Source organism: Eudoraea algarum (assembly GCF_050589645.1).
Taxonomy (GTDB): domain Bacteria; phylum Bacteroidota; class Bacteroidia; order Flavobacteriales; family Flavobacteriaceae; genus JBNGOQ01.
Genome location: NZ_JBNGOQ010000001.1, coordinates 1,271,783 through 1,285,366, shown reverse-complemented (window position 1 = coordinate 1,285,366; position 13,584 = coordinate 1,271,783). Strand labels below are relative to the sequence as shown.

Genomic DNA, 13,584 nt, shown 5'->3' with positions numbered 1-13,584 from the left:
AATGCACCTTATACCTTTGACCAAACATCATAGACCTGCTACTTCAGCACCAAAACCAGATCATCGGTATTTACCAAAGAGCCACCGTCCAATTGGATACGATCTACTTTCCCTTCCTCGGTAGCCGTGACCGTGGTCTCCATTTTCATGGCCTCAATTACAAAGAGGGGCTGGTTTTTTTTCACCTCTTGACCTTTCTTTACCAATACATTCGACAACAGGCCTTGAAGCGGTGCACCGATCTGTTTGGGGTCTGTAGCATCTGCTTTTACATTCTCTTTATGCTCCACCTTCACTGAGGTGTCCTTTACCAACACATTGCGAAGTTGTCCGTTGATCTTAAAAAAGACACTTACGTTCCCGGCATCATCGGGTTCTCCTTTTAGCATTAGAGAGACCAGAACGCGCTTTCCACGATCGAGGTCTACCATAATTTCCTCACCCACATCCATCCCGTAAAAAAAGTTTTTGGTAGGAATGTTCATGACGTTGCCGAATTTGACGTGATTGTTATAGGCATCGGTAAAAACCTTTGGATATAACTTGTAGGACAGGAAATCTGTAATCATCAGTTCCCTGCCCATTCCCTTTCTGAACTTTCTTTTAAAAGCCTTGAACTCTTTATCAAAGTCTATGGGTTCCAGATGGGCGTTAGGTCTATTGCTATAGGGTTTTTGGTCCTTGAGAACAATTTTTTGTAACTTTTTTGGGAAGCCTCCCACGGGTTGTCCCAAATCTCCCTTAAAGAAACTAATGACGGACTGAGGAAAGGAAATTTCATCCCCCTTTTCCAGAACGTCCTCTACCGTAAGGTTGTTGCTGATCATGTATTGGGCCATGTCTCCCACTACCTTGGAACTGGGTGTCACCTTAACAATGTCACCGAATAAGGTATTGACTTCGCCGTACATCTTGGTAACCTCCGGAAATTTATCCTCCAGTCCCAAGGCAATGGCCTGTCCCTTTAAATTAGAATACTGTCCGCCCGGTATTTCATGGCTGTAGACTTCCCCCGTGCCCGATTTTAAACCAGATTCAAAAGGATAGTAATAGTTTCTGACCGTCTCCCAATAGTTGGAATACTCCGCCAGCTTTTCGATATCCAAAATATTCTCCCGCTCGTGGAACCGCAACATCTCCGCCACGGAATTAAAATTGGGCTGGGAGGTCAGGCCCGAAAGTCCACCTAGGGCCACATCAATGACATCTACTCCGGCCTCTACGGCTTTTAGGTACATTGCGGCCTGTATGGAAGAGGTATCGTGGGTATGGAGGTGGATAGGGATATTGATTTCCGATTTTAGGGCAGAGATCAGTTCAAAGGCCGCATTGGGCTTTAGCAGGCCTGCCATATCCTTTACCCCCAAAATGTGCGCACCGGCGTTTTCAATATCCTTGGCCAACTGCACATAATATTTTAGGTCGTATTTGCTTTTGGAAGGATCTAAAATGTCCCCTGTGTAGCACAGCGAGCCCTCTGCCAAACCTCCCGTACGCTTCCTAACATATTCGATACAGGGGGCGATGGATTTCATCCAGTTGAGGGAATCAAAAATTCTAAAGACATCAATGCCAGTTTCCCAGGACTGTTCCACAAACTTTTCGATCAAGTTATCCGGATAGGCGGTATAGCCCACCCCGTTAGATCCACGGATCAACATTTGCAACAACATATTGGGCATGGCCTTGCGTAGTAGCGCCAGGCGTTCCCAGGGGTTCTCCTGTAAAAACCGCAGACATACATCAAAGGTGGCCCCGCCCCATACTTCCATGCTAAAGATCTCTGGGTGGTTCTTGGCATATCCTTCGGCAACCTGCAACATATCAATGGTACGCATACGGGTGGCCAAAAGGCTTTGATGGGCATCGCGCATGGTGGTATCCGTAAAATGTACTTTCCTTTCTGCTTTCAACCACTGCGCAAATTTATCCGGCCCCAGTGCAGTAAGTCGATCCTTTGTCCCTTCGGGATAACCGCCATTTTTGGGAAAGGCGGGTACCTTGGGTTTGGAAAAGACATGGTTCGGGTTGATTTTTTTCACATCCGGATTCCCGTTCACAATGGTCTGTCCCAAGAACTCCACCAGTTTGTTGGCCCTATTACGCGGCTCTACGAACTCGAATAGGGCAGGTTCGTTCTTAATGAAATTTACGGTCACCTTGCCTTCCCTAAAGGTGGGATGCTTCAAAATATTGTCCAAAAAGGCCATATTGGTCTTAACGCCCCGGATACGGAACTCGGCCAAAGCCCTTCTCATTTTCCTGCAAGAACCGTCCAAAGTTCTACTAATGGCGGAGACCTTGACCAACATGGAATCAAAAAATGGTGAAATGCTCACACCTTGATAGATACTGCCCGCATCTAGTCGGATCCCCAGACCCGAGGCACTTCTATAGGTAGTGACCACACCGTAGTCTGGTTTAAAATCATTGGCGGGATCTTCTGTGGTAATTCTGCACTGCAGCGCATAACCGGTAACCTGAATCGATTCCTGGTCCTGGATCTTAATTTGTTTATCGGACAATTTGTACCCTCCTGCAATGAAAATCTGGGCCTTGATCAGATCAATGTTGGTTATCATCTCTGTAACCGTATGCTCTACCTGCACCCGGGGATTCACTTCTATAAAATATATGCTGCCATCCTCGTCCACCAAAAATTCCACAGTGCCAATATTGTTATAGTTCACCGCTTTGCAGATATCCACGGCATATTTGTAAAGGCTATCCTTGGTTTCTTGCGGCAATCCGATAGAGGGCGCAAATTCGATGACCTTTTGATAACGGCGTTGTACGGAACAATCACGTTCGTACAGGTGCACAATATTGCCATGGGTGTCGGCTACGATCTGTATTTCAATATGCTTAGGGTTCTCCACGAACTTCTCCAGAAAAACGGTATCGTCCCCAAAGGCGTTCAAGGACTCCCTTCGGGCTTCCGGGAACGCTTTTCTAAGTTCCTCCTCGGTTCGGATAACCCGCATGCCCCGGCCCCCGCCTCCAGAAGCAGCTTTCAACATTATGGGATACCCAATGCGTTTGGCTTCTGCCAGTGCCACCTTAATATCGGTGAGATCCTTATCACTGCTCTGTATTACGGGCACCTTGTTGGCCACAGCCACTTCCTTTGCCATGATCTTATCGCCCAAGGCTTTTAAGACGGACACTTTAGGGCCCACAAAAATAATATCGTTGTCCTTGCATTTTTGGGCAAATTCCGCATTCTCCGAAAGAAACCCATAGCCCGGATGAATGGCATCCACATCATTTTCCTTGGCCACTTTTATAATAGCGTCCATGTCTAGATACGGCTTCAAGGGGTCTTTGTCCTCGCCAATCTGGTAACATTCATCGGCCTTATAACGATGCAGGGAATACCGATCTTCATAAGTATAAATACCTACCGTTTTTATGCCTATCTCTACACAAGCCCTAAAAATCCGTATGGCTATTTCTCCCCTATTTGCTACTAAAACCTTGTTAATTTTCACCTATTTTATTTTTTGAAGAAGACACTGAGACCGTTGGTCTTTAACCAATGGCAAACTTACTCTTTTTGGACCACGATCGCAATACGGGAAAACCATAAAATTTAGAATTTTTGTTATAATTCGCTACGGCTTTGGGCAGAGGCTTGTCAAAAGATCAGGAAACGGTATTTCCCCTGCCGAATCCTTCATTTCATACAGTGCTATATTTTTTCTATCTTATAAGCCTATCTTTAGAAAATTGTCACAGGAATGGGAAAAGGAGATAAAAAAACCAAGCGGGGTAAAATTGCGAATAAATCCTATGGTGCCAGAAGGCCGGGCAAAGCGGCAAAAACCGTGGTAACGACCAAAAAGAAAGCTACGAAGAAGAAATAGCGGCCTTAGTCCACTACAAAATTGAGCGATATGCCCCCACCTTGCTCCAGATCGAGCTCATAGGTATAAAAACCTTTGGACAATGGGGTTTCACCTACAAAATCAATGGGTTGTAATACGTAGGTCTGCCCATCGGCCTCAATACGGATATAACTGTATCTATAAACTGTTTCATATTCCAAATAAGCGGTAAATGCCCCTGGGGGCACCTGTGAGTGGACCTTGTCGACACCGCCTACCTGAACTTCATCGAAACGAAGTGAACTCTTATTTTGGATACGAAGATTTACCGCGTTCGCATTTAAGTCATCATCCCGGTCCGAACACCCCAGGGAAAACAATACTACGAATGTAACAAGTGACAGTATCCGTTTCATAACTTTGCTTTATTGGGTTAGATACGCAAAGTTGACAAAGGTTGCCCCGTCCTTTAACTATCGGGTAAAGACCAGCTCATTTTCGGAGGACATGTCCTCGCTGAAACCATATCCTTCATAATTAAAACCTTTTACGCCTTCGAGTGTATCGATGTCATGATCCACGATATATCTGGACATATAACCACGGGCCAACTTGGCAAAGGTCATAATGCTCTTGTACTCTCCATTTTTGAAATCCTTAAATACCGCGGTGATTACCGGTACCTTCAGGGTTTTGGGGTCTATGGCCTTAAAATACTCCGCACTTGCCAGGTTGAGAAAAAGTTCTCCCTCCTTCAGTTCATCATTGAGTGCCGTAGTTATTTTTTTACGCCAAAATTCATACAGGTTTTTATTTTTCCCCACAGGCATCCTGGTACCCATTTCCAAACGATAGGGCTGTATAAGGTCTAGTGGTTTTAAGAGCCCGTAAAGCCCTGAAAGGATGCGGATACTATCTTGCATTTTGTGGTGTTTTTCTTCCGGAATGGTATAGGCGTCCAATCCTCGGTACACATCACCACTAAAGGCATAGATGGCCTGTCTTGCATTGCTGGGGTCAAAGGGCAAATGCCATTCTTGATTGCGCTCATAATTCAGTTGTCCTAGGCTATCCGAAATGGACATCAGTTTTGAAAGACTGCGGGCCGACTTCTTTTTCAAAAGCTTGTTGAGACGTTCCGACTCTTGCGGAAAACTGGCATCGGTGTACCGGGAAGTGGGTACCGTGCTTTCAAGGTTGAGCGACTTTGCAGGGGATATCACAAGTTTCATCTGTATATATTTATTTGTTTTATCGGTCAGACCGGCCTTGCCGGCAGGCAGGTGTAATTCGCCAATAATCATTTCGGTTGGTTGCCAAAATTCCCATGGCTCATTTCATAAGCTTGAATTTTGTATAAAAATAACAAGGTTTTTTGGGATTACACGGTTAAATTAGAGGAGTTTTCAATACGGGTATCGAAGAAAACTATTCCCTAGGACCGATGCTTGGCGTAATGCCTCCATTTTTCAATACAACTGGCCATATCCTCAGGCAAATCGGAGTTAAATCGCATGGGTTCCCCGGTAGCCGGATGAATAAAACCCAGGGTTTTGGCATGTAGGGCCTGCCTGGGCAATATTTTAAAGGCATTTTCCACAAACTGTCGGTATTTGGTGAAGGTAGTGCCCTTGAGAATCTTGTCGCCCCCATAGCGCGCGTCGTTAAACAGGGTATGTCCAATATATTTAAGATGCACCCGTATTTGATGTGTCCTTCCGGTTTCCAGGCGGCAGGAAACTAAGGTAACATAGCCCAGGCGCTCCAGGACCTTATAGTGGGTCACGGCCTCCTTTCCGTGGTCTCCTTCCGGAAAGACCTGCATTTGCAAGCGGTTTTTTGGGTTGCGATCTATATGGCCTGTAATCGTACCGCTATCCTGTTGCACATCGCCCCAGACCAAAGCGATGTACTCCCGCTCCGTGGTCTTGTCAAAAAACTGTTTGGCCAAATGGGTCATGGCCGTTTCTGTTTTCGCTATTACCAAAAGTCCGGACGTATCCTTATCTATCCGATGTACCAAACCCGGTCTTTCGTTCTGATTGGCCGGTAGATGATCTATGTGGTACAATAGGGCATTGATCAAGGTCCCGGAATAATTGCCATGTCCTGGATGTACCACCATACCGGCAGGCTTGTTCACTACCAGGAGACTATCATCCTCATACACAGTATCCAAAGGGATTTCCTCAGGGGTCAAAAGAAACTCATAAGGTGGATGTTCAAACATCACTTTTACCTCATCCCCGGCCTTCACCCGATAATTCTGCTTCACCTCGGCATCGTTTACCCAGATATGTCCATCCTTAGCTGCCTGTTGAATTTTGCTCCGTGTCGCATTTTCGATGAAGTTCATTAAAAACTTATCCACCCGCAGCGGTTCCTGGCCTGGTGAGGCAACGAACTTGTGGTGCTCAAAGAGCTCGTCCTCCCGGGGTCCCGGTTGTTCCTTTGGTTCCATGGTTATTGGGAATCGGCCTTTACCTGCGCCCTGCCCGGAATCTTACCATTTCCACAGATCAGCTCAATTTTTGAAGTTTTGGGCAGCTTGTCCCCAGGGGAAACATTCTTCCCTTTGTGCTTTATATAGTAGACCATATCCTTGCCCAATTCATCCACATAGGTGATCCGTTGCACGTCAAGGCCCACTGCCCGCAACATGGAAGCGGCATTGCGCTGAGTGACCTGTATTATTTTTGGGATCGTCACCTTTTTGTAACCGGAGGGATTGACCGTGAAATAGATTTTCCTGTTCTGCTTTACCTTATTCCCGGCCGCAGGATTTTGTTCAATGATGGAAAACCTGGGGTAATTGGGATCGTAATTGGCAGAATCCAAAATGGCGTACCGCAATCCGGCATTTTCCACGGCGCTGCGCATATCCATGACAGACATCTTGGAAAAGTCCGGGACCTCCACGAATTCCCCGTGGTTCGTAGATTTTTTTAACCATTGCAATACCAAAAAAACAAGGATTATGGTAACCAGCAAGGCAAGCCCCAATTGAATTAGAAAAATTTTGCTCCTTAAAAAGTTAATAAAACTCCTCATCATCTTTTGATTATCCGGACAAATATATGAAATGAGCCATAACAAATAGTTGCCTTCCTAATGAAATGTCACTTTCCAAATTGCATCGCCGATTAAAAAAATAACATCTCCGCGAAGGAAACCCGATGCTTTTTCTTTACTTTGAAATCGCGATCGTCAATTTAAAGCATTAGTTCGTGAGCAACATGAAAAAAAACATAGCCATTATCATGGGTGGTTATTCCAGTGAGTATCAGATATCGCTTAAAAGCGGTTCGGTGGTGCACCAATATCTGGACCACTCAAAATTCAATACCTACCCCATCCATATCTTTAAGGATAAATGGGTATATGTGGATGATAATGACAAGGAATATCCCGTAAACCGACATGATTTTTCGGTGCAACGGGGCGAAGAAGTGCTGGTGTTCGATTGCGTATTCAACGCTATTCATGGTTCTCCAGGGGAGGATGGCTTTATGCAGGCCTATTTTGAACTCCTTCAGATTCCGCAGACCTCTTGTGGCAACTACCAGGCCGCCCTTACTTTTAACAAGCGGGATCTTTTAAGTGTCCTGAGGCCCTATGGCATAAAATCGGCAACCTCCTATTACTTAAACCAGGGCGACCCGGTTGATCCACAGGCAATCGTTAAGCAGGTAGGGCTTCCGTGTTTCGTAAAGGCCAACAAAGCGGGAAGCAGCTTTGGCATTACCAAGGTATATGAACAAAAAGAGTTGTTGCCCGCCATTGACCGGGCCTATAAAGAGGATGATGAGATCATTATTGAAGCTTTCCTGGACGGGACCGAAGTTTCCGTAGGGGTCATAAAGTATAAGGGGGAGACCAAGGTCCTTCCCATAACCGAAATCGTAAGTGAAAACGATTTTTTTGATTTCGAAGCGAAGTATCAGGGCAAGTCGCAGGAAATTACGCCGGCCAGAATTACCCCTATACAGCGAAAAAAGGTGGCCCAGGTAGCCCAACGCGCTTATGATATCCTGAAAATGAGCGGTTATTCAAGAAGTGAGTTCATCTTTGTGGGCGATGAACCCTATATGCTGGAAATGAACACAACACCAGGACTTACCGCCGAAAGTATTTTGCCAGAGCAGGCCAGAGTGGCCGGTATTGGTCTTTCCGAACTGTTTGAAAGCGCCATAGATGAAGCTTTAAGGGAAATTAAGTAACTTTAACAACGACTATATACCGAACGCATGAGACGCGCCATTTTTCCAGGTTCCTTCGATCCACTTACCCTTGGGCATTACGACATTATTTTAAGAGGCATTACCTTGTTCGACGAGCTGATCATAGCCATTGGAGTCAATGCCGAAAAAAAATACATGTTCCCCCTGGAAAAACGCAAACAATTTGTGAGCGAGGCCTTTAAAAATGAGCCCAAAATCAAGGTAATGACCTATGAGGGCCTTACCGTGGATTTTTGTAAGAAGAACGAGGCGAGGTTTATTCTAAGGGGATTGCGCAATCCGGGCGATTTTGAGTTTGAGAAGGCCATTGCCCATACCAATCGGAAACTTTCTGAAATTGAAACGGTTTTTCTGTTGACTTCCTCCGGAAAATCGTATATAAGCTCCTCAATCGTACGGGATGTCATCAGAAATGGCGGAGACTACACTGGCCTGGTGCCAGAAACCGTTAGAATTGGCTAGGTCCGGTGCATTGGGATATTGGCATTAGGACCTTATTTTTCCTTCAAATTCACCGTAAACAGTAAAAATTGTTTGTTTTTTGTAAGATAATACCTACATTTATATGCGGTATTATAGCACTGCCTATGGTTTTATGCACTGACACAACTAGTTTGATGCCGTTCACAACAAAGTCTTATATATGTTGAGAAATCACTTTACATTAGTAGGAAATTTCGACAATATGCTGCGTGAGACTAAAATATCCCCCTCTACTTATTTAATAAAGCAGTTGCCAGAGGCTACCGCTTTTGTAGATAAAAAGTTGCGGGTGGTGTATGCCTCGGACAAGTGGGTAAACGATTTTGAGTTTACCGGCGGCGAGGTCATAGGAAAAACCTTGCAGCAGCTTTTCGGAACGGTAAGTAAAGAATGGAAGCAGGTCTTGGATAATTGCCTCATGGGAGAGGCCAAGGAGGTAGGGATCGAGCGTTATTACGATAGTGACAAAAACGAAAAATGGTTCGAATGGACCAACATACCCTGGTACGATGACAAGGAGAACGTTATCGGTATCATTATACAAACTTCGGATATTACCCAACGGGTCCTCAACGAGATAAAACTGGAAAAGCTGGAGATCCTCCTTGAGGACAAGTCAGAAATTGCCAAAATAGGAAGCTGGGAATACGATGCCGTAAGGGATAGTCTGTACTGGTGCGATATGACCAAAGCCATTCATGGTGTTCCCTTGGGTTATGTTCCCAGTTTGGAGACCGGTATAGAGTTTTACAAGGAAGGATATAACAGGAATACCATTGCCATGGCCGTGGACAACGCCATGACCAAAGGCGCCGCCTGGAGCGAAAAACTGCAATTAACGACGGCCAAGGGTAAGGAAATATGGGTCATGGCCGCCGGTAAGCCCATTTTTAAGAAAAACAAATTTCTGGGTCTTATCGGCACCTTTCAGGATATTACCGAAGAAGTGGAAGCCCAGATAAAAAAGGAAGAAAAAGACCGGATTGTACGGAGTATTTTTAATTCCTCCTACCAATTCACCGGAATATTGGATCCGGACGGGACCTTCCTGGAAATAAATGAGACAGCTCTTAAATTTGCCGATCTTAAGGCCGAAGACGTTATCAATAAAAAATTCTGGGATGCCTACTGGTGGCCTGTTCCAGATTTGGTAAAGGCCGGTCTTAAACAAGTGGTGAAAGCTGCTTCGGAAGGCGAGTTTATGCGAAGTGAAATTGTCGTTTTCGACAAGAACAAGGAATCCGTTCCCGTTGACTTCAGCTTAAAACCTATATATGATCAGCACGGCAAAGTCGTATCCCTACTAGCCGAAGGGCGGATGATCAAGGAGATGGTTGTGGCCCGGGAAAAACTAAAGCAGAGCGAAAAAAAATTCAGGGCCCTGTACGAACTCTCACCGGTTTCCTATGTTCTGAACGATCTTGAAACCGGGGAAATTTTGGATTTCAATTCGGCTTTTGCGGAAAAAACAGGCTATACCAAAGAAGATATCGCCCAAATAAAGTACAAGGACATTATTCCGGACACCCATAAGAAGGTGCACAAGGACATCATGCAACAGCTCAAAAAAATCAGTGTTGTAGGTCCTATCGAAAAAGAATACCTCAAGAAGGACGGTACTACGTACACCGTTTTGGTCAACAAATCAATATTGGTAAGCAAAAAGGGGCGAAAATTGGTTTGGACCAGCGCACAGGATATTTCCGAAGCAAAAAGGAAGGAATTACAAATACTGGAAGAACGGAAGTTGTTGAAAACCTTGATCGATAACCTACCGCTAAACGTATTCATTAAGGACAGGGATTCCAAAAAAGTCCTGGTAAACAAATCCGAAATCCAATTTTGCGGGGTCTCCAATGAAAACGAGATCATAGGAAAGGATGATTTTGATTTCTTCGATAAAGAAACGGCCCAAAGTTCCAGGGAGGAAGATTTGAGGGTCATGGATTCCTTTGAGCCCATGATCGGTAAGGAAACCATCAATATAAAGAAAGATGGCACCTTAACCACCTTTTTAACGTCCAAGATCCCGCTTAAGGGGATAGACGGTGAAGTCTCCGGCCTGGTAGGCATAAGTCTCGATATCTCCGACCTAAAGCAAAAAGAAGAGGAATTGCGGGGCTTGATCAATGTAACCTCCCTCCAGAACAAAAAGTTGATCAATTTTGCGCACATCGTCTCCCATAATCTAAGGTCGCATACCGCAAATTTCTCCATGCTGTTGGAGTTTTTGATCGATGAAAAGGACGAACAGGAAAAGAAAAAAATCGTGAATATGCTTATTACGGCCTCGGACAACCTATTGGAAACCTTGGATAACCTCAACGAGGTCGTCGCCATAAACATCAATACCAATCTGGAGAAAAAACCCGTGCGTTTAAATGAGAAAATAGCCGCCGTTGAGGAAAACCTGATGGCCTTCCTAAAAAACCACAATGCCACCATTATCAACGAAGTTCCCGATGATACCTTTATCAACGTGGTACCTATCTACGCTGACAGTATCTTGATGAACTTTATCACCAATGCCGTAAAATATAGGGATCCCGAACGAGACCCAGTTATCAAGCTTAGTGCAAAAAGCCAAAACGGGCATACCATACTCAGCATAGCGGACAATGGTGTGGGCATAGACCTAAAGAAAAACGGGGACAAATTATTTGGTATGTACAAGACCTTTCACGACAATTCGGACGCCCGGGGTATAGGGCTGTACATTACCAAGAATCAGATCGAATCCATGAACGGGAAAATAATAACATGCAGTGAAGTTGGAAAGGGAACCACATTTAATATATATTTTAATGAGAAAAATTAACTCGATCTTTGTTATCGACGATGACCCTATTACCGTTTTCGGATTTAAAAAATTGCTCGCATCCTTGGATTTATGCGATGATATAAAGACCTACGGAAATGGAAAGCTGGCCTTGGACGCCATTAAAGATATCCTAAATACCCAAGAGGATCTACCTGAAGTGATTTTTTTGGATATCAACATGCCCATTATGGACGGCTGGCAGTTTTTGGAAGAGTTTATAGCCTTGCCCATTGCACAGAAGGTCCGGGTAAATGTAATTACCTCCTCCATAGACCGGGTAGATTATGAAAAATCGGAAATGTTCAAATCCAAGACCCACCATCTTATAGAATATAACAACAAACCCATCCGAAAAAGGGAAATTGAAGAGATAACCAAAGTAGCCTAGTCCCCAACCTTAATTTTGCTTAATTTTGTCCGTAGTTTGAACGCAAATATTCAGACCTATGAGACTTTTTTTGGGTATAGCCCTTTTATGGTTATGTGTGTCATGTGAAACCATACAGGAGGATAAGGTAGCCGAGTTTCCCACCCCTTTTGAAACCTCCAAGGGCCTGGAATCTGCCACCTACCTGCAAGTAATCGATTTCTACATACAGCTTGCCAAGGAATTCCCTGAAATCAATATCCAAACCATCGGGGAGACCGATAGCGGACTGCCATTGCACGTGGTAACCTACAATCGGGATAGCGATTTTAATTTTCAAAAAATTGGCGCGGATAAGGCTATTGTTCTGATCAACAATGGCATACATCCTGGAGAAAGCGATGGCATAGACGCCACCATGCAACTTTACAGGGATTTGGCGCTTAAAGAAATAACCCCTCCAAAAAACACCGTTTTGGTGACCATACCTGTCTACAATGTGGGTGGAGCACTGAACAGGAATACCAACACAAGGGCCAACCAGAACGGGCCAAAAGCATACGGTTTTAGGGGGAATGCCTTGAATTATGACCTAAACAGGGATTTTATAAAGGCCGATACCAAAAACGCCAGGACCTTTGCTTCCATTTTCCATTTGGTAAAACCGGATATCTTTGTGGACAATCATGTAAGCAATGGGGCCGACTATCAATATACGTTGACCCACCTCTTTACACAGCACAATAAATTGGGCGGTGCTCTCGGGTCCTACCTTCATAACGACATGATGCCGGCCCTTGAAAAGTCCTTGGGCGAGGCCAACTGGGACATAACACCTTACGTGAACGTCTTTAACAAGGTGCCGGAAGCCGGGTTTGATCAATTCATGGATCACCCCAGATACTCTACAGGGTACACCACCCTTTGGAATACTTTGGGACTTATGGTGGAAACGCATATGTTGAAACCCTATGAACAAAGGGTACAGGGCACTTATGCACTATTGACCAAGGTTTTGGATATTGCGGAGTCCGACGTCAAAAAAATAAAGGAACTCCGTGAAAAGGCCAGTGCCGATAGGGCCCAGTGGAAAAACTATCCAGTGGCTTGGGCCTTGGACACCACAAAGGTTTCCAAACTTAGTTTTAAAGGATTTGAAGCCGACACCCTGATCAGCGAGGTGACCGGGTTTCCACGACTTAGATACCATCGGGACCAACCCTTTGTGAAAGAAGTGGCGTACCGCAATTACTATACCCCAAGTCATATGGTACCGATTCCGGAGGCCTACATTATTCCCAAAGGATGGAATAAGGTAATGGACCTGTTAACCCTCAATGAGATACATTACGAAACCTTGGAGAAGGATACCGTTCTTATGGTGGAAAGCTATCGCATATTGGAGTATGAGACCCAACGGAATGCCTATGAAGGCCACTATCCGCACTACAACACCAAAGTCTCCACTACCGTTAAAAATGTAGGGTTCGCTGCGGGTGACTACCTGGTTCCAACGGACCAGGCCGGAATCCGCTATCTCATGGAGACACTGGAACCCGAAGCGGTGGATTCATTCTTTAATTGGAACTTTTTTGACACAATCTTACAACAAAAAGAGGGTTTTTCTCCCTATGTATTTGAGGATGACGCACTAAGGATTCTAAAAAGCAACGAAAAGTTACGGGAAGCGTTTTTGGCCAAAAAAGAGATGGACCCAACTTTTGCGGAGAATTGGTATGCACAACTCGATTGGGTATTTAAACGATCTAAATACTACGAAGCCTCCCATTTGCAATATCCGGTCTACCGGATTGCACAAGGTACCCCTTAGGGCTCCCGTAGGTG

The 13,584-nt window shown here is 44.9% G+C and carries 11 protein-coding genes; 6 read left to right on the top strand and 5 right to left on the bottom strand.

Features of this window, described 5'->3' with window-relative positions; all coding sequences use genetic code 11:
* Positions 1-38 precede the first annotated feature (38 nt).
* Positions 39-3,491 carry a pyruvate carboxylase gene (locus ACRD67_RS05980; protein WP_430966128.1) on the bottom strand — a complete coding sequence of 1,151 codons (3,453 nt, stop codon included), beginning with the start codon at positions 3,489-3,491 and terminating at the stop codon, positions 39-41.
* A gap of 249 nt (positions 3,492-3,740) precedes the next feature.
* Here ACRD67_RS05980 and ACRD67_RS05975 point away from each other — a divergent pair, with 249 nt between their 5' ends.
* Positions 3,741-3,866 carry a 30S ribosomal protein THX gene (locus ACRD67_RS05975; protein WP_430966127.1) on the top strand — a complete coding sequence of 42 codons (126 nt, stop codon included), beginning with the start codon at positions 3,741-3,743 and terminating at the stop codon, positions 3,864-3,866.
* A 5-nt stretch (positions 3,867-3,871) separates the two neighbouring features.
* Here ACRD67_RS05975 and ACRD67_RS05970 read toward each other — a convergent pair whose 3' ends face one another.
* The 4 genes from ACRD67_RS05970 to ACRD67_RS05955 form a co-directional block, all read right to left on the bottom strand.
* Positions 3,872-4,243 (bottom strand): hypothetical protein, encoded by a 372-nt coding sequence (locus tag ACRD67_RS05970; RefSeq protein WP_430966126.1) that lies wholly within the window; start codon positions 4,241-4,243, stop codon positions 3,872-3,874.
* Positions 4,244-4,300: 57 nt separating this feature from the next.
* Positions 4,301-5,059 carry a peroxide stress protein YaaA gene (gene yaaA / locus ACRD67_RS05965; protein WP_430966125.1) on the bottom strand — a complete coding sequence of 253 codons (759 nt, stop codon included), beginning with the start codon at positions 5,057-5,059 and terminating at the stop codon, positions 4,301-4,303.
* 203 nt (positions 5,060-5,262) lie between these two features.
* Positions 5,263-6,288, bottom strand: coding sequence for an RluA family pseudouridine synthase (locus tag ACRD67_RS05960; protein WP_430966124.1), 1,026 nt, complete (start codon positions 6,286-6,288; stop codon positions 5,263-5,265).
* Between the two features lie 2 nt (positions 6,289-6,290).
* On the bottom strand, positions 6,291-6,878 hold the full coding sequence (locus ACRD67_RS05955; protein WP_430966189.1) for a PASTA domain-containing protein: 588 nt from the start codon (positions 6,876-6,878) through the stop codon (positions 6,291-6,293).
* A 185-nt stretch (positions 6,879-7,063) separates the two neighbouring features.
* Between ACRD67_RS05955 and ACRD67_RS05950 the strand changes: the two genes are divergently transcribed.
* The 5 genes from ACRD67_RS05950 to ACRD67_RS05930 all read left to right on the top strand — a co-directional run bounded on the left by ACRD67_RS05950 (position 7,064) and on the right by ACRD67_RS05930 (position 13,570).
* A complete protein-coding gene (locus tag ACRD67_RS05950) occupies positions 7,064-8,047 on the top strand; it encodes a D-alanine--D-alanine ligase (RefSeq protein WP_430966188.1) in 984 nt (327 codons plus the stop codon).
* A gap of 27 nt (positions 8,048-8,074) precedes the next feature.
* Entirely contained in the window at positions 8,075-8,530 is a 456-nt protein-coding gene (gene coaD / locus ACRD67_RS05945; RefSeq protein ID WP_430966123.1) for a pantetheine-phosphate adenylyltransferase, read from the top strand.
* 181 nt (positions 8,531-8,711) lie between these two features.
* The gene (locus ACRD67_RS05940; protein ID WP_430966122.1) at positions 8,712-11,369 is read left to right on the top strand and encodes a PAS domain-containing sensor histidine kinase; all 2,658 of its coding nucleotides are present in this window, start codon (positions 8,712-8,714) and stop codon (positions 11,367-11,369) included.
* A complete protein-coding gene (locus ACRD67_RS05935) occupies positions 11,356-11,760 on the top strand; it encodes a response regulator (protein WP_430966121.1) in 405 nt (134 codons plus the stop codon). Before ACRD67_RS05940 ends, ACRD67_RS05935 begins: the two co-directional genes overlap by 14 nt.
* A 58-nt stretch (positions 11,761-11,818) precedes the next feature.
* Positions 11,819-13,570, top strand: coding sequence for a M14 family metallopeptidase (locus ACRD67_RS05930; RefSeq protein WP_430966120.1), 1,752 nt, complete (start codon positions 11,819-11,821; stop codon positions 13,568-13,570).
* The last annotated feature ends 14 nt before the right edge of the window (positions 13,571-13,584 follow it).